The sequence below is a fragment of the Microbispora sp. NBC_01389 genome, assembly GCF_045040095.1.
Taxonomy (GTDB): domain Bacteria; phylum Actinomycetota; class Actinomycetes; order Streptosporangiales; family Streptosporangiaceae; genus Microbispora.
In genome coordinates this window covers 1,153,992-1,180,689 of the sequence record NZ_CP109552.1, presented here as the reverse complement: position 1 = coordinate 1,180,689, position 26,698 = coordinate 1,153,992, and the positions used below count along the sequence as shown (strand labels likewise).

Below are 26,698 nucleotides of genomic sequence, written 5' to 3'. Positions count from 1 at the left end.
ACATCCGGTTGGCCGACCGTCCCGAGCCGGTGGTGTGGCTGGATCGGTCTCCGGCCGAGGCCGTCGCCATCGCGACGGCCTATCTCCACCGCGTGAGCGGAGCACGTGAGGTCGTCCTCGACGTTGAAGGGCATCGCTCACCGGTCCGGCTTGAGGTGAAGCCGGGGAGCCGTCTGGACGAGCTGGTACGGCTGGCCGAGGAGGCCCTTACGGACGGCGGGTCCGTGGCCGGTCCGGGCGAGGAATGCGGGGTCTGCGAGGGTAGCCGGGAAGACGGGCAGGCGGCCTACGGGCGGATGTTCACGACATTCGCGCAGAACGCCTCCGCTGCTCCTGCCACCCCCATCGGTGAGATCGAGGTGCTGACCCCGGAGGAGCGTTCGCTGACGGTGGAGGGGTGGAACGACACCGCTGCCCCGGTGGTGGCCGGGACGGTGCTGGACCGGTTCTGTGAGCAGGCCGATCGTTCGCCGGATGCGGTGGCGGTGTGGTGCGACGGGGTCGGCGTCTCCTACCGGGAGGTGGAGGAGGCGGCGAACCGGCTGGCTCACTACCTGCGTGGGCTGGGGGTTGGCGCCGAGTCCCGGGTGGGGTTGGTGCTGCCGCGCGGGGTGCAGTTGGTCGTGTCGATTCTGGCCGCGTGGAAGGCCGGGGCGGGGTATGTGCCGATCGATCCTGCTTATCCGGCCGATCGGATCGGGTTCGTTCTGGCTGACAGCGGTGCCCAGGTCGTCATCGGCACCACCGCCACCCTGTCCACCACCCTGTCCACCACCCTGTTTGCCACCCTGGCCGGCATCACCACACCCGACACCGACGCGAACGCGGGCGAGGGCGGGCTGCGCCTGATCGCGCTGGATGACGAGCGCACGGCCGAGCTGATCGACGCCTTGCCTGCGGAGCGCTTCGAGGTGGCAGTCGATGCGGCGGGGTTGGCGTATGTGATTTACACGTCGGGGTCGACGGGTCGGCCGAAGGGGGTGGCGGTGCCGAATGCCGGGGTGGTGAACCTGGCGGAGGCGATGCGGCCTGCTTTGGACGTGGGTCCGGGGGTGACGGCGTTGCAGTTCGCCTCCTTCGGGTTCGACGCGGCCGTACTCGACGTCGCCGTCACTCTGGCGGCCGGCGGAACTCTGGCGATCGCGACGGAGGCCGAGCGGGCCGAACCCGGCGCCCTCGCAGAGATGATCGGCGCGGCGGGCGTCGAGGTGGCGAGTGTGGTGCCGTCTCTGCTGGGTGTGCTGGACCCGGAGAGTGTGCCGGGGGTGCGGCGGTGGGTTTTGGGTGCGGAGCGGTTGAGCGCCCGCTTGGCCGCACGATGGCTGGGGTCGGGGGCGGAGGTGTGGAACACCTACGGCCCGACCGAGGCCAGTGTGATCACCACCGCCAGCCCGATAGCGACTCCGGTGGAGCAGGATCCGGCGATCGGGGCGCCGCTCGCCAACACGGCCGTGTTCGTGCTGGATGACTTCCTGCGTCCGGTCCCGCCCGGGGTCACCGGGGAGCTCTATATCGCCGGCGCGGGTCTGGCCCGGGGGTATGTGGGTCGTCCGGGGATGACCGCCGAGCGGTTCGTCGCCTCCCCGTTCACCCCCGGGGAGCGGATGTACCGCAGCGGTGACCTGGCCCGCTGGTGTGGTGACGGTCAGCTTGCCTTTGTCGGGCGGGCGGATGAGCAGGTGAAGATCCGGGGGTTCCGGATCGAGCCCGGCGAGGTCGAAGCCGTCCTCGCCGCCCACGAGTCGGTGGCGCAGGTCGCCGTCGTCGTCCGCGAAGACCGCCCGGGCGAGAAGCGCCTGGTCGCCTACGTCGTCCCCACCCCCGACGCCGCAAGCCTGGACGCCGCAAGCCTGGACGCCGCAAGCTCCGGCGCGCTGGGCGGGGAGGGTGCCCCGCGCGGGATGGGCATGGATGTCACCGGTCCGGACGCCGGCCCGGCCACTGGCGGCGCGGGTGCCGGGCGGGTGGATGTGGCGGGGTTGCGGGAGTTCGCGGCGTCGCGGTTGCCGGATTACATGGTTCCGCTGGTCGTTCAGATCGAGGCGATTCCGTTGACGGTCAACGGGAAGCTGGACCGGGCCGCGCTGCCCGCCCCCGATCTGCCCGATGCCGGCCGGGCCGCGGAAACGCCGATGGAAGAGCTCCTGTGCGGGTTGTTCGCCGAGGTTCTGGGCGTGGGGCCGGTCGGGGCGGAGGCGTCGTTCTTCGAGTTGGGCGGCGACTCGATCATGTCGATGTTGCTGGTGGCCGCCGCCCGCCGCGCCGGTCTGGTGGTCACCACCCGCGAGGTGTTCGACCATCAGTCTCCGGCCGCGCTCGCCGGTGTCGTCCGTACGGCCGACCAGGCCGGTCCGGGAAGCGGCGGCGAGCCGGGTGTCGGTGAGATCCCGTTGACGCCGGTGATGTGGGAATTGCTGGAACGGGTGGGCCCGGGGGCGCTGGGTGAGGTGTTCCAGTCCGCTGTGGTGGTCACACCACCAGGGCTGGATTTCGACGCTTTGGTGGCTGCGGTTCAGGCGGTGGCGGATCGCCATGAGGTGCTGCGTGCCCGGCTGGTGACCGGGCCGGAGCCGCATCTGCTGGTGCCGCAGGCGGCCGACACCACGGCGTGGGTGCGGCGGGTGCAGGTTGGCAGCGTCGATTGGCCCGGCCGGGGCGATGGGCAGGGGGCCGGCGTCGATTGGCTCGGCGGGGTCGATGGGCAGGGGGTCGGCAGCACTGACTGGCCGGGCCGGGTCGACGAGCAGGGGGATGGCGCGGATTGGGCGGGTCAGGTCGGTGAGCAGACCAGGGCGGCTGTTGCGCGGTTGAATCCGCCGGCCGGGGTGATGGCCCAGGTGGTGTGGCTGGACGCCGGGCCCGGCGAGCCGGGGCGGTTGTTGCTGGTCATCGCCCACCTTGTCGTGGACGGCGTCTCCTGGCGCATTCTTCTGCCCGATCTGGCCGATGCCTACGAGAAGCTGTCCGCCGGGCACGAGATCACCCTTGACCCCGTCCCGACCTCCTACCGCCATTGGTCCCGGGAACTTACCGCCGAGGCGAGCGAGCGGACGGCGGAACTGCCCGATTGGCTCGCCCTTCTCCAAGGTCCCGAGCCGTTGCTGACCACCGAACCCCTGGACCCGGCTCGGGACATCGGCGCGACAGTGCGGCGCGTCGCGGCGACCGTACCCGCGGATGTCACCGCAGCCCTGCTGACCGCGGTGCCGGCCGCGTTCCACGCCGGTATCGACGACATCCTGCTCACCGGACTGGTCGCGGCTGTCGCCGAGTCGCAGGATGGACGGGACCCGGACGAGGGCATCGTCGTGGACGTCGAAGGGCACGGCAGGGTGCCGCTGGCCGACGGCGAGGACCTGACCAGGACCGTGGGCTGGTTCACCAGCATCCACCCGGCACAGCTCGACGCCGGAGCCGTGGACTTCGCCGACGTACGGAACGGCGGCCCGTCCGCGGGACGAGCGGTCAAGCGCGTCAAGGAGCAGCTGCGGGCGGTCCCCGGCGACGGCCTGGGATACGGCCTGCTCCGTTATCTCAACCACGACACCGCCGCGGAGTTGGCGGCGATCCCCAGGGCGCAGATCGGCTTCAACTACCTGGGACGGTTCACGACCCAGCACAGGAACTGGCAGCTCGCCGAGGACAACGGCCTTGGTGAGGGCATCGCGAACCGGTCGCCGGTCATGCACGCGCTCGAAGCCGAAGGCATGGTCAGGGACCTCGCGGAAGGACCGTCGCTCGTACTGACCCTTGCCTGGCCGGAGCGGCTGCTGTCCGAGAGCGCCGCGCAGGGCCTGGTCGACGCGTGGGCGGCGATGCTGGCCGGCCTCGTCGCGCACACGGCCGCCCGCGGGAGCGGCGGGCACACTCCCTCCGACTTTCCCCTCGTGCCGCTCGACCAGGCGCAGGTCGAGCGGCTTGAGGCGGACGTTCCGGACCTGGTCGAGGTCCTGCCGGTGTCACCGCTGCAGGAGGGGCTGCTCTTCCACGCCCTGTACGACGACCAGACGCGGGACGTCTACGCGGAGCAGATGGCCCTTGAACTCGAAGGGCCGCTGGACGCGCCGGCGTTGCGGGCGTCCTGGGAGGCGCTGCTCGAACGGCACGCCAGCTTGCGCGCGGGGTTCTACCAGGTCAGCGGCTTGGAGCACCCCGTGCAGGTGATCGTACGGCGGGCCGCGCTGCCGTGGCGTGAGGTGGACCTGTCGGCGCTTCCTCTGGACGAGGCCCGGACGGAGACGCAGCGTCTGGCGGACGAGGAGCGGGCCCGGCGGTTCTATCTGGGCGCACCACCGCTGCTGCGTGTCCTCCTGGTCAAGCTGGCCACTGACCGGCACCGCATGGTGATCACGCTGCATCACGTGGTGCTCGACGGGTGGTCGCTGCCGATCCTGCAGAGAGAACTGTGGGCCGCCTATTCGGAAGGCGGCGACGCCGGAACACTGGCACCCGTCACGCCGTACCGGGAGCATCTGGCCTGGCTGGGCCGGCAGGACAAGGACGCGGCACGGGAGGCGTGGCGGCAGGCGCTGGCCGGGGTGGAGGAGCCGACGCTGGTCGCATCGGCGTCTGCGGGGTCCACCACAGATCAGGTCGTGGTCGAACCCGACCGGGAGTTGACCCAGGCGCTGCGAGACCTGGCCCGCCGGCAGGGCGTGACCCTGAACACGGTGCTCCAGGTGGCGTGGGCGGTGCTCGTCGGGATGCTGAGCGGGCGTCGAGACGTGGTGTTCGGCGTCACCGTCGCCGGGCGGCCCGCCGAGCTTCCCGGCATGGAACACATGGTGGGGCTCTTCATCAACACCATCCCGCTGCGGGTACGCCTGGACCCGGCCGCGCAGATCGTACGAATCCTGGCGGAGGTCCAGGCAGCCCAGTCGGAACTGCTCGATCACCAACATCTGGGGTTGACGGAGATCCAGCGTCTGGCCGGGCCGGGTGCGACCTTCGACACCCTGATGGCCTTCGAGAACTATCGCGCGGGCGACAGCGAACCACCTCAGCCGTTGAAGCTCGTCGGAACGGAAGTCCGAGAGGCGACCAACTTCTCCCTGGCTCTGGGCGTGAATCCGATCGGCGAACTGAGGCTCCGCCTCGACTACCTGACGGAGTCGTTCGACGAGGTGACCGCTCAGGCGCTCGCGCGGCGGTTGGTGCGGGTGCTGGAGCAGGTGGCGGCCGATCCCTCGGTGCGGCTCAGCCAGGTCGATGTGCTGGAGGAGTCCGAGCGGCGGGCGGTTGTGGAGGAGTGGAACGACACCGCTGCCCCGGTGGTGGCCGGGACGGTGCTGGACCGGTTCTGTGAGCAGGCCGATCGTTCGCCGGATGCGGTGGCGGTGTGGTGCGACGGGGTCGGCGTCTCCTACCGGGAGGTGGAGGAGGCGGCCAACCGACTCGCCTCCTACCTGCGTGGGCTGGGGGTTGGTGCCGAGTCCAGGGTGGGGTTGGTGCTGCCGCGCGGCGTTCAGTTGGTCGTGTCGATTCTGGCCGCGTGGAAGGCCGGGGCTGGGTATGTGCCGATCGACCCGGCCTACCCGGCTGACCGGATCGGTTTCGTCCTGGCCGACAGCGCCGCCCAGGTTGTCATCGGCACCACCGCCACCCTCTCCACCACCCTCTCCACCACCCTGTCCACCACCCTGTTTGCCGCCCTGGCCGGCATCACCACACCCGACACCGACGCGAACGCGGGCGAGGGCGGGCTGCGCCTGATCGCGCTGGATGACGAGCACACGGCTGAGCTGATCGATGCCTTGCCTGCGGAGCGCTTGGAGGTGGCAGTCGACGCGTCGCAGTTGGCGTATGTGATTTACACGTCGGGGTCGACGGGGCGGCCGAAGGGGGTGGCGGTGCCGCATGCCGGGGTGGTGAACCTGGCACACGCGATGCGGCCTGCTTTGGATGTGGGTCCGGGGGTGACGGCGTTGCAGTTCGCCTCCTTCGGGTTCGACGCCGCCGTACTGGATGTCGCGGTGACGTTGGCGGCGGGGGGAACCCTGGCCGTCGCGACGGAGGCCGAGCGGGCCGAACCTGAGGCGCTGGCGCGGATGATCGGCGCGGCGGGGGTGGAGGTGGCGAGTGTGGTGCCGTCTCTGCTGGGTGTGCTGGATCCGGAGAGTGTGCCGGGGGTGCGGCGGTGGGTTTTGGGTGCGGAGCGGTTGAGCGCCCGGTTGGCCGCACGGTGGGCTGATGCGGCGGAGGTGTGGAACACCTACGGCCCGACGGAGGCCAGTGTGATCACCACCGCCAGCCCGATAGCGACGCCGGTGGAGCAGGATCCTCCGATCGGGGCGCCGATCGCGAACACGGCCGTGTTCGTGCTGGATGACTTCCTGCGTCCGGTCCCGCCCGGGGTCACCGGGGAGCTCTACATCGCCGGCGCGGGTCTGGCGCGGGGGTATGTGGGTCGTCCGGGGATGACCGCTGAGCGGTTCGTGGCCTGCCCGTTCTCCGCTGGGGAGCGGATGTACCGCAGCGGTGACCTGGCCCGCTGGCTCAACGACGGGCAGCTGGCTTTCGTCGGGCGGGCGGACGAGCAGGTGAAGATCCGGGGGTTCCGCATCGAGCCCGGCGAGGTCGAAGCCGTCCTCGCAGGCCATGAGTCGGTGGCCCAGGTCGCCGTCGTCGTGCGTGAGGACCGCCCCGGTGACAGGCGCCTGGTCGCCTACGTCGTCCCCTCCCGGGACCCGGCCGCACAAGTCCCCGCCGTCATCAGCCCGGCCACCGTGAGCGTGGATGCTGCGAGTTCGGGCGCAGTCGGCGCGGGTGCCGGGCGGGTGGATATCGCGGGGTTGCGGGAGTACGCGGCGTCGCGGTTGCCGGACTACATGGTTCCGCTGGTGGTGGCGATCGAGGCGATTCCGTTGACGGTCAACGGGAAGCTGGACCGGGCGGCGTTGCCCGTGCCTGATGTGCCTGGTGCGGGCCGTACGGCGGAAACGCCGATAGAAGAGCTCCTGTGCGGGTTGTTCGCCGAGGTTCTGGGCGTGGGGCAGGTCGGGGCGGAGGCGTCGTTCTTCGAGTTGGGCGGCGACTCGATCATGTCGATGTTGCTGGTGGCCGCCGCCCGCCGCGCCGGACTGGTCATCACCGCACGCCAGGTCTTCGAGCATCGCACGCCCGCTGGGGTCGCGGCGGTGGCCCGGCCGGTGAACGAAGGAATCAACCACTTCGTAGGGGTTTCGGGCGTGGGTGAGATTCCGTTGACGCCGGTGATGTGGGAGTTGCTGGAGCGGGTGGGCCCGGGGGCGTTGGGTGAGGTGTTCCAGTCGGCTGTGGTGGTCACGCCGCCGGGGCTGGATTTCGACGCTTTGGTGGCTGCGGTTCAGGCGGTGGCGGATCGCCATGAGGTGCTGCGTGCCCGGCTGGTGATGGGTTCGGAGCCGCATCTGCTGGTGCCGCAGGCGGCCGACACCACCGCGTGGGTGCGGCGGGTGCAAGTTGGCAGCACTGATCGGCCGCGCAAGGTCGATGGGCAGGGGGCGGGTGCCGATTGGCTCGGCGGGGTCGATGGGCCGGGGGTCGGCAGCACTGACTGGCCGGGCCGGGTCGACGAGCAGGGGGATGGCGCGGATTGGGCGGGTCAGGTCGGTGAGCAGACCAGGGCGGCTGTTGCGCGGTTGGATCCGCCGGCCGGGGTGATGGTCCAGGTGGTGTGGCTGGACGCCGGGCCCGGCGAGCCGGGGCGGTTGTTGCTGGTGATCGCGCACCTCGTGGTGGACACGGTGTCGTTGCGGGTTCTGCTGCCGGATCTGGCGGGCGCTTACGCGGCGTTGGCCGCCGGCCGGCCGGTCGTCCTCGATCCGGTCCCGACCTCCTACCGTCACTGGGCCCGGGAACTCGCGGCCGGGGCCGGGAGGCGTACGCCGGAGCTGCGGGACTGGCTGTCGCTGCTCGAAGGCCCCGACCAGCTGCTGACCAACGAACACGTCGATCCCGCCCAGGACGTCGATTCCACGGTTCGACGCATCTCGGTGACCGTCCCGGCCGAGGTGACGTCGGCGTTGGTGACGGGGGTTCCGGCGGCGTTTCATGCGGGGGTCGATGACGTTCTGCTGGCGGGGTTGGCGGCGGCGGTCGCGGAATGGCGGGCGCGGCGGGGCCGTCCGGGTGGCGGGGTCGTGGTGGATGTGGAGGGGCATGGGCGTGTCCCTCTGGCGGACGGCATGGACGTGTCGCGGACGGTGGGCTGGTTCACCAGCAGTCATCCGGTGCGGCTGGACGCCGGGGTGGCCGACTTTGCCGATCTGCGGGCGGGTGGGGTGACGGCCGGGCGGGTGGTCAAGCGCGTCAAGGAGCAGGTGCGGGCGGTCCCGGGCGACGGTCTGGGATACGGCCTGCTCCGCTATCTCAACCCCGAAACCACCCAAGACCTCGCGGCACTGCCCAGAGCCCAGATCGGCTTCAACTACCTCGGACGCTTCACCGAATCCACTGGAGATCGCCTGCACGGGTGGCTGCCGGTCGACGAAGGCGGCTCCGGGCCGGAGGTGAGCGGCCGGTTCCCCGTGATGCACGCGATCGAAACGGAGGGACTGGTCCGCGACCTTGGAGACGGCCCACGGCTCCTGCTGACCGTTGCCGCGCCCGGACGTCTCCTGACGGAGGAGGCGGCCCGGGAACTCGTCTCCGGCTGGGCGGCGATGCTCGCCGGACTCGCTGCGTACGTCGCGAGTCCGGGCGGCGGCGGCCACACCCCGTCGGACTTCCCGCTGGTGGCGCTCGGCCAGAGGCAGATCGAGGAACTCGAGGCGGATGTTCCGGAGCTCTCCGACGTGCTGCCCGCGTCGCCACTCCAGGAAGGGCTGCTGTTCCACGCGGTCTACGACGAGACCTCGACGGACGTGTACGTCGAGCAGATGATCCTCGGCCTTGAGGGATCGCTGGACGCGGAAACCCTGCGGGCGTCCTGGGAAGGCCTGCTGACACGTCACGCGAGTCTGCGGGCGAGCTTCCGGCAGGTCGCCGGGGCGGAGCAGCCGGTCCAGGTGATCTCGCAGCGGATCGAGCTCCCCTGGCGGCAGGTCGATCTGTCCGGCATGCCGGAAGAAGCGGCTCTGGCCGAGGCCGAGCGGCTGGAGATCGAGGAGCACGCCCGCCGGTTCGACCTGTCGGTGCCGCCGCTGGTACGGATCATGCTGCTGAAGCTGGGCCCGGACCAGCACCGCATGGTGATCACGCTGCACCACATCGTGATCGACGGTTGGTCACTTCCGATCATGCTGCGCGAGGTGTGGGCGCTCTACGCCGCTGGTGGGAGCGCAAGCGGGCTGCCCGCGGTCACGCCGTACCGGGACTATCTGGCGTGGCTCGGCAGGCAGGACAAGGACGCGGCGCGGGTGGCGTGGCGGCAGGCGCTGGCCGGCGTGCGGGAGCCGACCCTGGTGGCGCCGGCCGAGCCGGCGGAGGCAGCGGCCCCGACGGGGAAGCTGCTCTTCCAGGCGGACGTACGGCTGGCTCAGGCGCTCCGGAAACTGGCCCACGTCCAGGGGCTGACTCTCAACATCGTGATCCAGGCGGCCTGGGCGCTGGTGGTGGGTCAGCTCGCGGGACGCCGTGACGTGGTGTTCGGGGCGACGGTCGCGGGCCGCCCGGCGGAGCTGCCCGGCATGGAGGACATGCTGGGCCTGTTCATGAACACCGTTCCCGTGCTGGTGCGGCTCGACCCCGCCCGGCCGGTGAGAGACGTGCTGACCGACCTGCGGGCACGGCAGTCGGCGTTGCTGGACCACCAGCATCTCGGGCTGACGGAGATCCAGCGGCTGGCCGGTCCGGGGGCGACCTTCGACACGCTCGTCGCGTACGAGAACTATCCCGGAGACCCCGAAGCCACCCTTCCCGGCGGCACCCTGCGGATGACGGGCCTGACGGCCAGGGAGACAAGCAACTATCCGCTCGCGCTCGTCGTGGACCCGGCGCTGAAGTTCCGCCTCGACTATCGGCTCGATCTCTTCGACGAGCAGGCGGCGCTGGCTGTGGCCGGCCGGGTCGTGCGGGTGCTGGAGCAGGTGGCGGCCGATCCGTCGGCGCCGGTGGGCCAGATCGAGGTGCTCGGCGAGGCCGAGCGGCGGGCCGTGCTGGGCGAGTGGAACGACACCGCCACGCCGGTCGAGGTCCGTACCTTGCCGGAGCTGTTCGCGGCGCGGGTGGAGCGGTCGCCGGGTGCGGTGGCGGTGGCGGGGCCGGGGGTGTCGTGGTCGTACGCGGAGTTGGACGCGGCGGCGAACCGGATCGCGCATGAGCTGATCGGCCGGGGGGTGGGTCCGGAGGATCTGGTGGGCGTGATGATGGAGCGCTCGCCGGAGCTGGTCGCGGTGCTTTTGGGGGTGGCGAAGGCGGGTGCGGGGTTCGTGCCGGTGGATCCGGCCTATCCGGCGCAGCGGATCGCGTTCATGCTGGGTGACGCCGCTCCGGCGCTGGTGTTGTGCACCCGATCCGTGCGGCCGGCACTGGCGGAGGCCGAAGGGCTGCTCGGCGGCGGTGTTCCCGCGTGCGTGGTGATCGACGACCCGGTGGTGGCCGCGTCGATCGAGGCCCGTCCGGCATCACCGGTGACGGTGCCCGGCCATGCGGTCGACCATCCCGCGTACGTGATCTACACCTCCGGGTCGACCGGCACGCCGAAGGGTGTGGTAGTGACCCATCGGGGCCTGGGGAACCTGGCGGCCGTACACGTCGCGGCGTTCGACGTGGGCGCGGGCTCGCGGGTGCTGCAACTGTCCTCCCTGAGCTTCGACGCCTCCGTGTGGGAGCTCTGCATGGCGGTGCTGACAGGGGCGACGCTGGTGATGGCCGGGGCGGACCGGCTGCCTCCGGCGGGGTCGCTGGCCGACGCGGTGGGCGAGTTCGGGGTGACGCACGTGACGGTGTCGCCGTCGGTGCTCGCGTCGGTGGAGGAACTGCCGGACAGTCTGGAGACGCTGGTGGTGGCGGGTGAGGCGTGCCCGCCGTGGATGGCCGAGCGCTGGGCGGTGGGGCGGCGGCTGGTCAACGCGTACGGTCCGACGGAGACGACGGTCTGCGCGACGATGAGCCGGCCGCTGGGGCCGGACCTGGGCGGTGTGGTGCCGATCGGGGGCGCGATCGCCAACGCGCGGGTGTTCGTGCTGGACGATTTCCTGCGTCCGGTGCCGCCCGGGGTGACCGGGGAGTTGTACGTCGCGGGGGTGGGGCTGGCTCGGGGGTATCTGCGGCGGGCGGGGCTGACGGCCGGGCGGTTCGTGGCGTGTCCGCACGCGCCGGGTGAGCGGATGTACCGCACCGGGGACCTGGTGCGCTGGCAGGCGGATGGTCAGCTGGTGTTCGCGGGGCGGGCCGACGAGCAGGTGAAGATCCGCGGCTTCCGGATCGAGCTGGGCGAGATCGAGGCCGTGCTGGCCTCGCATGAGTCGGTGGGGCAGGTCGCGGTCGTCGTCCGGGAGGACCGCCCGGGTGACAGGCGCCTGGTCGCGTACGTCGTCCCGGCCGGCCAGAACCCGGCCGACCAGAGCCCGGACGTCGGGGTGCTGCGGGAGCACGTGGCCGCCCGGCTGCCCGACTACATGGTCCCGGCGGCGGTGGTGGTGCTGGACGCGTTGCCGGTCACCGTGAACGGCAAGCTCGACCGGGCCGCGCTGCCCGCCCCCGACTTCGCGGGCGCCGCCGCCGGCCGTGGCCCGGCCACCCCCGTCGAAGAGGTGTTGTGCGGGCTGTTCGGCGAGGTGCTGGGCCTCGACTGGGTGAGCACCGACGCCTCGTTCTTCGACCTCGGTGGCGACTCGCTGCTCGGAATGCGGCTGATCGCCCGCATCCGGGCCGTGCTCGACGCCGAACTCGGCATCGGCGAACTGTTCGGCACGCCGACCATCGCCGGGGTGGCCCGCCTCATCGAGGGTGGTGACGGCGGTGCCCGCGCGGTGCTGCGCCCGCTGCCACGGCCGGAGGTGCTGCCGCTGTCGTACGCCCAGCAGCGCATGTGGTTCCTCAACCGGCTGGAGGAGACAGATGCCGGCGCGGACGCGGCGTACAACCTCCCGCTGGCGCTTCGCCTGTCGGGTGAGCTGGACGTGGCGGCGCTGGAGGCCGCGGTCGGCGACGTCGCCGACCGCCACGAGAGCCTTCGCACGATCTTCCCGGTGAGCGAGGGCAGGGCCCGGCAGCGGATACTCCAGGGCGCGGCCGGCCATCCGCCGTTCTCGGTGACGGAGGCGACGGGGGACGCGCTCGTCGAGGTCATGGCCGCGCACGCCGGGCGGGGCTTCGACCTGGGTGTCGATCTGCCGTGGCGGGTTCACCTGTTCGTTCTCGGGCCGTCGGACCATGTGCTGCTGGTCGTGGCGCATCACATCGCGGTGGACGGCTGGTCGATGGGTGTGCTGGGCCGGGATCTGAGCCTGGCGTACGCGGCCCGGCGCGAGAGCCGGGCGCCGGACTGGCGGCCGCTGCCCGTGCAGTACGCGGACTACGCGTTGTGGCAGCGGGAGGTCCTGGGCGAGGCGGACGATCCAGGCAGCCTGATCAGCGGCCAGCTCGGCTACTGGCGGCAAACCCTGGAAGGGGCGCCGGAGGAGTTGACGCTCCCGGCCGATCGCTCACGTCCGGCGACGTCGTCGTTCCGCGGGGCCAACGTGCCCGTCGAGGTGGACGCGCGAACTCATGCGCGGCTGGTGGAGGTCGCTCAGAGCGGCCGGGCCACGATGTTCATGGTGGCGCATGCGGCGCTGGCGGTGTTGCTGGCGAAGGTCGGCGCGGGGACGGACATCCCGATCGGTACGGCGATCGTGGGCCGTGGGGACGCGGCGCTGGAGGACCTGGCCGGGTTCTTCGTCAACACACTGGTGTTGCGTACGGACCTGAGTGGCGATCCGTCGTTCGAAGACGTGCTGGGCCGGGTGCGGGAGACCGATCTTGCCGCCTACGCCCACCAGGACGTGCCGTTCGAGCGACTGGTGGACGAGCTGAATCCGGCGCGCTCGCTGTCCCGCAACCCGCTCTTCCAGATCATGCTGACCCTGCAGAATCTGCCCCCGGCCGAATGGAACCTGCCGGGCATGCACGTCAGCTCGATGCCACCGCTGCCCGACCCCTCCGCTCGCTTCGATCTGTCGGTGTCGCTGGTGGAACGCCGGGACGAGACCGGGGCCCCGGCCGGGCTGGGCGGCGGCGTCCTGTACGCCGCCGACCTCTTCGACGAGTCCACCGCCCAAGCGCTCGCCCAGCGGTTGGTACGGGTGCTGGAGCAGGTGGCGGACGATCCGTCGCTGCGGCTCAGCCAGGTCGATGTGCTGGAGGAGTCCGAGCGGCGGTCGGTGGTGGAGGAGTGGAACGACACCGCTGCCCCGGTGGTGGCCGGGACGGTGCTGGACCGGTTCGAGGAGTGGGCGGATTGTTCGCCGGATGCGGTGGCGGTGTGGTGCGACGGGGTCGGCGTCTCCTACCAGGAGGTGGAGGAGGCGGCCAACCGGTTAGCCGGTTATCTGCGTGAGTTGGGGGTGGGCGCCGAGTCCCGGGTGGGGCTGGTGCTGCCGCGCGGGGTGCAGTTGGTCGTGTCGATCCTGGCGGCGTGGAAGGCCGGGGCGGGGTATGTGCCGATCGATCCTGCTTATCCGGCCGATCGGGTCGGTTTTGTCCTGGCCGACAGCGGCGCCCAGGTCGTCATCGGCACCACCGCCACCCTGTCCGGCATCGCCACACTCCATGCCGGCACTGATACGGGCGCGGATGCCGCCACGAGTACGAACGCGGCTGCCGCGACCCCTGGCTCCGCCAACGCGGGCGAGGGTGTTGACGCCGCCAACGCGGATGTGGGTGCGAGTGCGACCGCCGATGTGGGTGCCGCCGCTGCTGCCGGCACTCCCATGGGTGCGGGCGGATGGCGCCTGGTCGTGCTGGATGACGAGCGCACGGCCGAGCTGATCGACGCCTTGCCTGCGGAGCGCTTGGAGGTGGCAGTCGATGCGTCGCAGTTGGCGTATGTGATCTATACGTCGGGGTCGACGGGTCGGCCGAAGGGGGTGGCGGTGCCGCATGCCGGGGTGGTGAACCTGGCGGAGGCGATGCGGCCTGCTTTGGATGTGGGTCCGGGGGTGACGGCGTTGCAGTTCGCCTCCTTCGGGTTCGACGCGGCCGTACTGGATGTCGCGGTGACGTTGGCGGCGGGTGGGACTCTGGCGATCGCGACGGAGGCCGAGCGGGCCGAACCCGGCGCCCTCGCAGAGATGATCGGCGCGGCGGGCGTCGAGGTGGCGAGTGTGGTGCCGTCTCTGCTGGGCGTGCTGGATCCGGAGAGTGTGCCGGGGGTGCGGCGGTGGGTTTTGGGTGCGGAGCGGTTGAGCGCCCGTCTTGCCGCACGGTGGGCTGATGCGGCGGAGGTGTGGAACACCTACGGCCCGACGGAGGCCAGTGTGATCACCACCGCCAGCCCTCTGCACACCCCGGTGAAGCAGGATCCGGCGATCGGGGCGCCGATCGCCAACACGGCCGTGTTCGTGCTGGATGACTTCCTGCGTCCGGTCCCGCCCGGCGTCACCGGAGAGCTCTATATCGCCGGCGCGGGTCTGGCCCGGGGGTATGTGGGCCGTCCGGGGATGACCGCCGAGCGGTTCGTGGCCTGCCCGTTCGCCGAGGGTGGGCGGATGTATCGCAGCGGTGACCTGGCCCGCTGGCTGAATGACGGTCAGCTTGCTTTTGTCGGGCGGGCGGATGAGCAGGTGAAGATCCGTGGGTTCCGGATCGAGCCCGGTGAGGTCGAAGCCGTCCTCGCGAGCCATGAGTCGGTGGCGCAGGTCGCCGTCGTCGTGCGCGAGGACCGCCCGGGCGAGAAGCGCCTGGTCGCCTACGTGGTCCCCTCCCAGGACCCGGACGCACAAGCCCCCGCCGTCATCAGCCCGGCCACCGCGAGCGTGGATGTCGCCGGCCTCGACACCGTGAGCGGCGAGGCCGCGAGTGCGGTCGCCGGGCGGGTGGATATCGCGGGGTTGCGGAAGTATGCGGCGTCCCGGTTGCCCGACTACATGGTGCCGCTGGTGGTGGCGATCGAGGCGATTCCGTTGACGGTCAACGGCAAGCTGGACCGGGCGGCGTTGCCCGTGCCTGATGTGCCTGGTGCGGGCCGTACGGCGGAAACGCCGATGGAAGAGCTTCTGTGCGGGTTGTTCGCCGAGGTTCTGGGCGTGGGGCCGGTCGGGGCGGAGGCGTCGTTCTTCGAGTTGGGCGGCGACTCGATCATGTCGATGTTGCTGGTGGCCGCCGCCCGCCGCGCCGGTCTGGTGGTCACCACCCGCGAGGTGTTCGACCATCAGTCTCCGGCCGCGCTCGCCGGTGTCGTCCGTACGGCCGACCAGGCCGGTCCGGGAAGCGGCGGCGAGCCGGGTGTCGGTGAGATCCCGTTGACGCCGGTGATGTGGGAATTGCTGGAACGGGTGGGCCCGGGGGAGCTGGGTGAGGTGTTCCAGTCCGCTGTGGTGGTCACACCACCAGGGCTGAGCTTCGATGCGCTGACCGCTGCGGTTCAGGCGGTGGCGGATCGCCATGAGGTGCTGCGTGCCCGGCTGGTGATGGGTTCGGAGCCGCATCTGGTGGTGCCGCAGGCGGCCGACACCACCGCGTGGGTGCGCCGGGTGCAAGTTGGCAGCACTGATCGGCCGGGCCGGGTCGATGGGCCGGGGGTCGGCGCGGATTGGGCGGGTCAGGTCGGTGAGCAGACCAGGGCGGCTGTTGCGCGGTTGGATCCGCCGGCCGGGGTGATGGTCCAGGTGGTGTGGCTGGACGCCGGGCCCGGCGAGCCCGGGCGGTTGTTGCTGGTGACCGCGCACCTCGTGGTGGACACGGTGTCGCTGCGGGTTCTGCTGCCGGATCTGGCGGGCGCTTACGCGGCGTTGGCCGCCGGTCGGCCGGTCGTCCTCGATCCGGTCCCGACCTCCTATCGCCATTGGGCCCGGGAACTCGCGGCCAGGGCCGGGAGGCGTACGCCGGAACTGCGGGACTGGCTCGCGATCCTCCAAGGCCCGGACCCGCTGCTGGCCACCGAGCCCCTGGACCCGGCCAGAGACGTCGGCGCGACGATGCGGGAGGTCTCGGTGACCGTCCCGGCCGAGGTGACGTCGGCGTTGCTGACGGGGGTTCCGGCGGCGTTCCATGCGGGGGTCGATGACGTTCTGCTGGCGGGGTTGGCGGCGGCGGTCGCGGAATGGCGGGCGCGGCGGGGCCGTCCGGGCGGCGGGGTCGTGGTGGATGTGGAGGGGCATGGGCGTGTCCCTCTGGCGGACGGCATGGACGTGTCGCGGACGGTGGGCTGGTTCACCAGCAGTCATCCGGTGCGGCTGGACGCCGGGGTGGCCGACTTCGCCGATCTGCGGGCGGGTGGGGTGACGGCCGGGCGGGTGGTCAAGCGCGTCAAGGAGCAGGTGCGGGCGGTCCCGGGCGACGGCCTGGGATACGGCCTGCTCCGCTATCTCAACCCCGAAACCACCCAAGACCTCGCGGCACTCCCCAGAGCCCAGATCGGCTTCAACTACCTCGGACGCTTCACCGGCCGGCGGACCCGAGCCGACTGGTCGCCCGCCCCGGAGGGCCCCGGCGGCGGGGTGGACGGAGACATCCCGGTCACCCATGTCCTGGAGGTCACGGGCATCGTCCACGACCTGCCCGACGGACCCCGGCTGACTCTGACCGTGGCCTGGCCCGGGCGCCTGCTCGACGAGCCGGCCGTACGGGAGTTCGCCGACCGCTGGGCGGCGATGCTCGCCGGACTCGCGGCGTACGTCGCGCGTCCGGGCGGCGGCGGCCACACGCCGTCCGACTTCTCCCTGATCAGCCTCGACCAGGGCCAGATCGACGAACTTGAGAGCGAACTCGCCGCCGACGAAAGGGGCGCCCGATGAGTCAGATGCGCGTTGAGGACATTTGGCCACTGTCGCCGCTGCAGGAGGGTCTGCTGTTCCACGCGGTCTACGGCGAGGGCGCCGGCGCCTCCTACGTCGAGCAGCTGGTCCTCGGCCTTGAGGGCCCGCTGAACGCCGAGATCCTGCGGGCGTCCTGGCAGGTGCTGCTCGCACGGCATGCCAGCCTGCGGGCGGGGTTCCGGCAGTTGGCGGGTTCCGAGCGGCCGGTGCAGGTGGTGGCGCGGGAGGTGACGCTGCCGTGGGGTGAGGAGGACCTCTCCGGGCTGCCCGTTGAGGAGGCGCTCGCGGAGGCCGAACGCCTGGGCGGTGAGGAACGCGCCCGTGGGTTCGACCCGGCGGTGCCGCCGCTACTGCGGATCATGCTGCTCAAGGTGGGTCCCGGCCGGCACCAGATGGTGATCACGCTGCACCACATCGTCCTGGACGGGTGGTCGCTGCAGGTGCTGCTGCGCGAGCTGTGGGCGGCGTACGCCGCCGGCGGCAGCACCCGCGGGCTGCCCACGGTGACGCCGTACCGGGACTATCTGGCGTGGCTGGGCAGGCAGGACAAGGACGCGGCGCGGGAGGCGTGGCGGCGGGCGCTGGCGGGGGTGGACGAGCCGACCCTGGTCTGGCCCGGCGAGCCGGGCGAGGCGCTGACCGCCGCGTCCGAGCGGGTGTCCGTCCGGGGCGGCGCCGAGCTCGCCGCGGCGGTGGGCGACCTCGCCCGTACGCGTGGCCTGACGGTGAACACGGTCGTCCAGGCGGCCTGGGCGCTGGTGGTGGGTCAGCTCGCGGGACGCCGTGACGTGGTGTTCGGGGCGACGGTCGCGGGCCGCCCGGCGGAGCTGCCCGGCATGGAGGACATGCTGGGCCTGTTCATCAACACCGTTCCCGTGCTGGTGCGGCTCGACCCCGCCCGGCCGGTGAGAGACGTGCTGACCGACCTGCAGGCGCGGCAGTCGGCGTTGCTGGACCACCAGCATCTCGGGCTGACGGAGATCCAGCGGCTGGCCGGTCCGGGCGCGACCTTCGACACGCTCATGGCGTTCGAGAACTTCCCCGGCGAGCCGGGAGGCCCTTCCTCGCTCGGTGGGCTGAGGGTCACCGAGACCATCGCCAGGGAGGCGACCAACTATCCCCTCGGCCTGGTCGTGAACCCGGCCGAGGACCTGGAGCTGCGGCTGGAGTACCGGCCGGGGCTGCTCGACGAGCAGGCGGCGCTGGCTGTGGCCGGCCGGGTCGTGCGGGTGCTGGAGCAGGTGGCGGCCGATCCGTCGGTGCCGGTGGGCCAGATCGAGGTGCTCGGCGAGGCCGAGCGGCGGGCCGTGCTGGGCGAGTGGAACGACACCGCCACGCCGGTCGAGGTCCGTACCTTGCCGGAGCTGTTCGCGGCGCGGGTGGAGCGGTCGCCGGGTGCGGTGGCGGTGGCCGGGCCGGGGGTGTCGTGGTCGTACGCGGAGTTGGACGCGGCGGCGAACCGGGTCGCGCATGAGCTGATCGGCCGGGGGGTGGGTCCGGAGGATCTGGTGGGCGTGATGATGGAGCGCTCGCCGGAGCTGGTCGCGGTGCTTTTGGGGGTGGCGAAGGCGGGTGCGGGGTTCGTGCCGGTGGATCCGGCCTATCCGGCGCAGCGGATCGCGTTCATGCTGGGTGACGCCGCCCCGGCGCTGGTGCTGTGCACCCAGGCCGTACGGCCGGCACTGGCGGAGGCCGAAGGGCTGCTCGACGGTGGTGCCCGCGCGTGCGTGGTGATCGACGACCCGGTGGTGGCCGCGTCGATCGAGGCCCGTCCGGTCTCCCCGGTGACGGTGCCCGGCCATGCGGTCGACCACCCCGCGTACGTGATCTACACCTCTGGGTCGACCGGCACGCCGAAGGGTGTGGTGGTGACCCACCGCGGCCTGGGGAACCTGGCGGAGGCCCAGATCGACCGGTTCGCGGTGGAGCCTTCGTCCCGGGTGCTGCAACTCGCGTCGGTGAGCTTCGACGCGGCGGTCTCGGAGATGTGCATGGCGTTGCTGTCAGGGGCGACGCTGGTGATGGCCGGGGCCGACCGGCTGCCTCCGGCGGGGTCGCTGGCGGACGCGGTGGATGACTTCGGGGTGACGCACCTGACGGTTCCGCCGTCGGTGCTGGCGACCGTCGACGAGCTTCCGGACAGCGTGGAGACGCTGGTGGTGGCGGGTGAGGCGTGCCCGCCGTCGCTGACCGAGCGCTGGGCGGACCGGATCCGCATGATCAACGCGTACGGTCCGACGGAGACGACCGTCTGCGCCACGATGAGCCGCCCCCTCGTGGCGGCCGGGACGGCCCAGGCCCCGATCGGCGCGCCCATCGCCAACACCCGCGTGTTCGTGCTGGACGACTTCCTGCGGCCGGTCCCCGCCGGGGTCCCGGGCGAGGTGTACGTCCAGGGTCCCGGGCTGGCGCGCGGATATCTGCGCCGTTCCGGGCTGACCGGTGAGCGGTTCGTCGCCTGCCCGTTCGACGACGGCGGCCGGATGTACCGCACCGGCGACCTGGCCCGCTGGAGCCCCGACGGGGAACTGCTCTTCGCGGGCAGGGCCGACGACCAGGTCAAGGTGCGCGGGTTCCGCGTCGAGCCCGGCGAGATCGAGGCCGTCCTCGCGAGCCACGAGTCGGTGGCGCGGGCCGTGGTGGTCACCCGTGAGGACCACCCCGGTGACAGGCGCCTGGTCGCGTACGTCGTCCCGGCCGGCCAGAACCCGGCCGGCCAGAGCCCGGACGTCGCGGTGCTGCGGGAACACGTGGCCGCCCGGCTGCCCGACTACATGGTCCCGGCGGCGGTGGTGGTGCTGGACGCGTTCCCGGTCACCGCCAACGGCAAGCTCGACCGGGCCGCGCTGCCCGCCCCCGACTTCGCGGGCGTCGCCGTGGGCCGTGGCCCGGCCACCCCGGTGGAAGAGGTGTTGTGCGCGCTGTTCGGCGAGGTGCTGGGCCTCGACTGGGTGAGCACCGACGCCTCGTTCTTCGACCTCGGCGGTGACTCGCTGCTCGGAATGCGGCTGATCGCCCGCATCCGGGCCGTGCTCGACGCCGAACTCGGCATCGGCGAGCTCTTCGGCACGCCCACCGTCGCCGGGGTGGCCCGCCTGATCGAGGAGCTCACCCGCGGCACCCAGACGAGCCCGGAGCCGCGGCCGCGCCCGGAGGTGCTGCCGCTGTCGTACGCCCAGCAGCGCATGTGGTTCCTCAACCGGCTCGAAGGAACCGCCCAGGGCGCGGGATACAACCTGCCGCTGGCGCTGCGCCTGTCCGGCCGCCTGGACGTGGCGGCGCTGGAGGCCGCGATCGGCGACGTCGCCGACCGCCACGAGAGCCTCCGTACGATCTTCCCGGAGGTCGAGGGCGTACCGCACCAGCGGGTGCTCGCGGACGCGCGCCCGGCCCTGCACGTCGTCGAGGTTCCCGAGGGCCGGGTGGACGACGTCCTCGCGGCGTACTCCGGTCAGGGCTTCGACCTGAGCACGGACCTGCCGTGGCGCGCCTGGCTCCTGGTCACGGGCCAGGACGAGCACGTCCTGCTCATCGTGGCCCATCACGTCGCGGCGGACGGCTGGTCGATGGGCGTGCTGGCGCGAGACCTGCGCACGGCCTACGCCGCGCGCCGTCAGAACGGCCGGGCGCCGGAGCCGGGGCCGCTGCCGGTGCAGTACGCCGACTACGCGCTCTGGCAGCGCGAGGTGCTCGGCGAACTGGACGATCCGGGCAGCCTGGTCAGCCGCCAGCTCGGCTACTGGCGCGAGGCCCTGGCGGGGGCGCCGCAGGAGCTCACCCTGCCCACGGACCGCCCGCGCCCCGCCACGCCCACCTTCGAGGGCGGCTCCCTGCGGCTGGAGGTGGACCCCGCCACGCACGCCCGGCTGGTGCAGGTCGCCCAGCGCGGCCGGGTCACGACGTTCATGGTCGTCCACGCCGCGCTGGCCGCGCTGCTGTCCCGCATGGGCGCCGGGGCGGACGTCCCGATCGGCACCGTCACGGCGGGACGCGGCGACGCCGCCCTCGACGACCTGATCGGCTTCTTCGTCAACACCCTCGTGCTCCGTACGGACCTGTCCGGCGACCCGTCCTTCACCGAGTTGCTCGGCCGGGTGCGCCGGACCGACCTGGCCGCCTACACCCACCAGGACGTGCCGTTCGAGCGACTGGTCGAGGACCTCAACCCGGCGCGCTCGCTGTCCCGCAACCCGCTCTTCCAGATCATGCTGACCCTGCAGAACGTGCCGCCGGGACAGTGGGACCTGCCCGGGCTCGACGTGAGCCTCGCGTCGCCCGGTGCGCCCGGTGCGCGGTTCGACCTGTCGGTGGACCTGGCTGAGCACCGCGACGCCGACGGCGGCCCGGCCGGCATCAGCGGTGGCTTGTTCTACGCCGCCGATCTGTTCGATCACCGGACCGCCGAGAAGCTGGCCGAACGCCTGATCCGGGTGCTGGAGCAGGTCGCGCAGGATCCTTCCGTACGGCTCAGCCAGGTCGAGGTGCTGGAGGAGTCCGAGCGGGGTGCGGTGGTGTGGGGGTGGAACGACACCGCTGCGGGGGTGGCGGAGGGGACGTTCCCGAGTCTGTTCGAGGCGCAGGTGGCGCGGACGCCGGATGCGGTGGCGGTGATCGGGCAGGGCCGGTCGTGGTCGTATGCGGAGTTGGACGCGGAGGCCAACCGGGTGGCGCATGCGCTGATCGGCCGGGGGGTGGGCCCGGAAGATCTGGTGGGCGTGATGATGGAGCGCTCGCCGGAGCTGATCGCGGTGCTTTTGGGGGTGGGCAAGGCGGGTGCGGGCTACCTGCCGATAGACCCCCGGCACCCCGCGTCGCGGATCGCGTTCATGCTGGACGATGCCGCCCCGGTGCTGACGGTGTGCACCACGGTCACGGAGCCGGCGCTGACCGCTGCTGCCGCCGATGCGCCTCGCTTGGTGTTCGATCTGCTGGACCTGTCCGCTCTGCCCAGTTTCGCGCCGGTGGATGCTGATCGGGTGGCGCCATTACGCCTCGATCATCCGGTGTATGCGATCTACACCTCGGGGTCGACCGGCACGCCGAAGGGGGTGGTGGTCTCCCATCGCGGGGTCGGGAGTCTGGCGGCGGCGCACATCTCCCGGTTGGGGGCGGGGGACGGGGCGCGGGTGCTGCAGTTCACCTCGCTGAGTTTCGATGTGGCGTTCGCCGAGTTCTGCACCGCCCTGCTGTCGGGGGGTGCGCTGGTGGTGGCCGGCAGCGAGATGTTGCCGCCGTACGGGTCGCTGGGTGAGGTGACGGCCGCCTTCGGGGTCACTCACCTGATGATGCCGCCGTCGGTACTCGCCGCGGCGGACGATCTGGCCCCCTCGGTGCACACGGTGTCGGTGGCGGGTGAGGTGTGTCCGTCGTCGTTGGTGGATCGGTGGGCGGTGGGCCGCCGGTTCGTCAATGCCTATGGTCCGACCGAGGCGACGGTGATCGCGGCGATGAGCGGGCCGCTGTCGGCCGGTGGGGGTGTGGTGCCGATCGGGCGGCCGATCGAGAACACCCGGACCTATGTCCTGGACGATTTCCTGCGGCCGGTGCCGCCGGGGGTGACCGGGGAGTTGTATCTGGCGGGTGCGGGGCTGGCGCGGGGGTATGCGAAGCGGCCGGGGTTGACGGCGGAGCGGTTCGTGGCGTGTCCGTTCGCTCGTGGGGAGCGGATGTACCGGACGGGTGACCTGGCGTATTGGACGGCCGACGGGCAGATCGTGGTGTCCGGGCGGGCCGACGACCAGGTGAAGATCCGCGGGTTCCGGGTGGAGCCGGGCGAGATCGAGGCCGTCCTCGCGAACCATGAGTCGGTGGCCCAGGTCGCGGTGCTCGTACGCGAGGACCGCCCGGGAGAGAAGATCCTCGTCGCCTACGTGGTGCCGGCCATGGACAACCGGGTGGACGCGGCGGTGCTGCGGGACTTCGTCGGCTCCCGGCTGCCCGACTACATGGTCCCGGCCGCCGTGGTGGCGCTTGAGGCGTTGCCGGTCACCGTGAACGGCAAGCTCGACCGGGCCGCGCTGCCCGCCCCCGACTTCGCGGGGGTGGCCACCGGTCGCGGCCCGGCCACGCCGGCCGAGGAGGTGCTGTGCGGGTTGTTCGCCGAGGTCCTGGGCCTGGCGGAGGTTGGTGCGGAGGCGTCGTTCTTCGACCTGGGCGGTGACTCGCTGCTGGCGATGCGGCTGATCGCCCGGATCCGCGCCGCCTTCGACGCCGAAGTGAGCATCCGGGAGCTGTTCACCACCCCGACCGTCGCCGGGGTGGCCCGGTTCGTCGACCAGGCCGCGGGCGAGGTGCGGCAGGCGCTGACGCCGCGACCGCGGCCCGAAGCGGTGCCGTTGTCGTATGCCCAGCAGCGGATGTGGTTCCTCAACCGGCTGGAGGACGCCGAGGAGAACGCGGTCTACAACCTGCCGTTCGCGCTCCGGTTGTCGGGCGCGCTGGACGCGGCGGCGCTGGAAGCCGCTCTCGGGGACGTGGCCGACCGGCACGAGAGCCTGCGGACCGTCTTCCCCCAGGTGGACGGGGTCCCGCGGCAGGAGGTGCTGGACGGGGCGGCCGGCCGGCCGCCGCTCGCGGTCGTCGAGACCACCGAGGCCGAACTGCCGGAACTGCTCGCCGCCCGGGCGGCCGACGGCTTCGACCTGAGCCGCGACCTGCCCTGGCGGGTGCGCCTGTTCACGCTGGGCCCGGACGAGCACGTGCTGCTCGTCGTGACCCACCACGTCGCGTCCGACGGCTGGTCGATGGGGGTGCTGGCACGCGATCTGGAGGCGGCGTACGCGGCCCGTCGCGAGGGCCGGGCGCCGGAGTGGCGGCCGCTGCCGGTGCAGTACGCGGACTACGCGCTGTGGCAGCGGGAGGTCCTGGGCGAGGCGGACGATCCCGGCAGCCTGATCAGCGGCCAGCTCGGCTACTGGCGTCAGGCATTGGAGGGGGCGCCGGAGGAGCTTGCCCTGCCCGTGGACCGGCCGCGTCCGGCGACGTCGTCGTTCCGCGGCGGAACCGTACACCTGGAAGTGGACCCACAGGCCCATGCCCGGCTGACCGAGCTGGCGCAGGGCGGTAACGCGACGATGTTCATGGTGGCGCACGCGGCGCTGGCCGTGCTGCTGGCCAAGGTCGGTGCGGGGACCGACATCCCTGTCGGTACGGCGATCGCCGGTCGTGGGGACGCCGCGCTGGAGGACCTGGCCGGATGCTTCGTCAACACCCTGGTGCTGCGTACGGATTTGAGTGGTGACCCGTCGTTCGAAGACGTGCTGGCGCGGGTGCGGGAGACCGACCTGGCCGCCTACGCACACCAGGACGTTCCGTTCGAACGTCTCGTGGACGAGCTGAACCCGGTCCGTTCGCTGTCGCGCAATCCGCTGTTCCAGGTGTCGCTCGGCGTGGAGAACTTCCCCGAGTCGCAGGGGCAGTGGGAGCTGGCCGGGCTGACCGTGAGTCCCATGCCGGCCACCGGCCCCGCCGCCCGGTTCGATCTGTCGGTGACGCTGGTGGAGCACCGGGACGAGGCCGGGGCTCCGGCCGGGCTGGGCGGAGGTGTCCTGTACGCCGCCGATCTGTTCGACGAGGCGACGGCTCAGGCGCTCGCGCGGCGGTTGGTGCGGGTGCTGGAGCAGGTGGCGGCCGATCCCTCGGTGCGGCTCAGTCAGGTCGATGTGCTGACGCCGGAGGAGCGTTCGCTGACGGTGGCGGGGTGGAACGACACCGCCGCCCCGGTGGCGGCGGGGACGGTGCTGGATCGGTTCGAGGAATGGGCTGACCGGGCGCCGGACGCGGTGGCGGTGTGGTGCGACGGGGTCGGCGTCTCCTACCAGGAGGTGGAGGAGGCGGCCAACCGCCTCGCCTCCTACCTGCGTGGGCTGGGGGTTGGTGCCGAGTCCAGGGTGGGGTTGGTGCTGCCGCGCGGCGTGCAGTTGGTCGTGTCGATTCTGGCGGCGTGGAAGGCCGGGGCGGGGTATGTGCCGATCGACCCGGCTTACCCCGCCGACCGGATCGGTTTCATCTTGACCGACAGCGGCGCCCAGGTCGTCATCGGCACCACCGCCACCCTCTCCACCACCCTGGCCGGCATCAGGACCGCCAACCCCGATTCCGACGCCGCCCACACGGGTGCGGGTGCCGACGCCAACGCCTATGCGGGTGGGGGCGCGACCGCCGACGTGAATGCGAACGCGGGCGCGGGTGGGTTGCGTGTGGTCGTGCTGGATGACGAGCGCACGGCCGAGCTGATCGATGCCTTGCCTGCGGAGCGCTTCGAGGTGGCAGTCGATGCGGCGGGGTTGGCGTATGTGATTTACACGTCGGGGTCGACGGGGCGGCCGAAGGGGGTGGCGGTGCCGCATGCGGGGGTGGTGAACCTGGCGGAGGCGTTGCGGTCCGCCCTTGATGTGGGTCCGGGGGTGACGGCGTTGCAGTTCGCCTCCTTTGGGTTCGACGCCGCCGTACTGGATGTCGCGGTGACGTTGGCGGCGGGTGGAACGCTGGCGATCGCGACGGAGGCCGAGCGGGCCGAACCGGAGGCACTCGCCCGCATGATCGCCGCGGCTGGGGTGGAGGTGGCGAGTGTGGTGCCGTCTCTGCTGGGTGTGCTGGATCCGGAGAGTGTGCCTGGGGTGCGGCGGTGGGTTTTGGGTGCGGAGCGGTTGAGCGCCCGGTTGGCTGCCCGGTGGCTGGGGTCGGGGGCGGAGGTGTGGAACACCTACGGCCCGACGGAGGCCAGTGTGATCACCACCGCCAGCCCGATAGCGACTCCGGTGGAGCAGGATCCTCCGATCGGGGCGCCGATCGCGAACACGGCCGTGTTCGTGCTGGACGATTTCCTGCGTCCGGTCCCGCCCGGGGTGACCGGGGAGGTGTACATCGCGGGCGCGGGTCTGGCCCGGGGGTATGTGGGCCGTCCGGGGATGACCGCCGAGCGGTTCGTCGCCTGCCCGTTCTCCGCTGGGGAGCGGATGTACCGCAGCGGTGACCTGGCCCGCTGGCTCAATGACGGTCAGTTGGCTTTCGTCGGGCGGGCCGATGAGCAGGTGAAGATCCGGGGGTTCCGGATCGAGCCCGGTGAGGTCGAAGCCGTCCTCGCAGGCCATGAGTCGGTGGCGCAGGTCGCTGTCATCGTGCGTGAGGACCGCCCCGGCGACAAACGCCTCGTCGCCTACATCGTCCCCACCCCCGACGCGACAAGCGCTGGCGCGCTGGGCAGGGAGGGTGCCCCGAGCGGGACGGGTACGGGTGTCGCCGTCCCCGCCGCCGCGGGTTCGGGCGATGTCCGCCCGGTCGCGGCACGGGTCGATGTGGCGGGGTTGCGGGAATACGCGGCCTCGCGCTTGCCGGACTACATGGTTCCGCTGGTGGTGCCGATCGAGGCGATTCCGCTGACGGTCAACGGCAAGCTGGACCGGGCTGCGCTGCCCGCGCCCGATCTGCCCGGTGCGGGGCGGGCGGCGCAGACCCCGGTGGAAGAGATCCTCTGCGGGCTGTTCGCCGAGGTCCTCGGTTTGGAACGGGTTGGGACCGAGGCGTCGTTCTTCGAGTTGGGTGGTGACTCGCTGCTGGCGATGCGGCTGATCGCCCGCATCAGGTCGGTGCTGGACGCCGAGATCAGCATCCGGGGACTGTTCGCCGAGCCGACGGTCGCCGGGCTGGCCAGGCTCGTGAGCGGTTCGGACGAGACGCGTCAGGCACTCTCGCCGTTGCCGCGGCCGGAGGTGCTGCCACTGTCGTACGCCCAGCAGCGTATGTGGTTCCTCAACCGGCTGGAGGACGCGGGCGAGGGCGCGGGGTACAACCTGCCGTTCGCGCTACGCCTGTTCGGC

Annotated in this window: 2 protein-coding genes (1 of these 2 running past the window's edge); both read left to right on the top strand. The window is 71.8% G+C overall.

The window, feature by feature from the left end; all coding sequences use genetic code 11:
* Positions 1-92: 92 nt before the first annotated feature.
* Complete coding sequence (locus OG344_RS05110) at positions 93-16,859, top strand: amino acid adenylation domain-containing protein (protein ID WP_405087193.1); 16,767 nt, start codon at positions 93-95, stop codon at positions 16,857-16,859.
* 5 nt (positions 16,860-16,864) lie between these two features.
* A protein-coding gene (locus OG344_RS05105) for a non-ribosomal peptide synthase/polyketide synthase (protein ID WP_405087192.1) crosses the window boundary here: on the top strand, positions 16,865-26,698 show its 5' end (the start). It continues 24,510 nt past the right edge of the window; 9,834 of the gene's 34,344 nt are visible here — the first part of the coding sequence; its start codon is at positions 16,865-16,867; its stop codon lies off the right edge, out of view.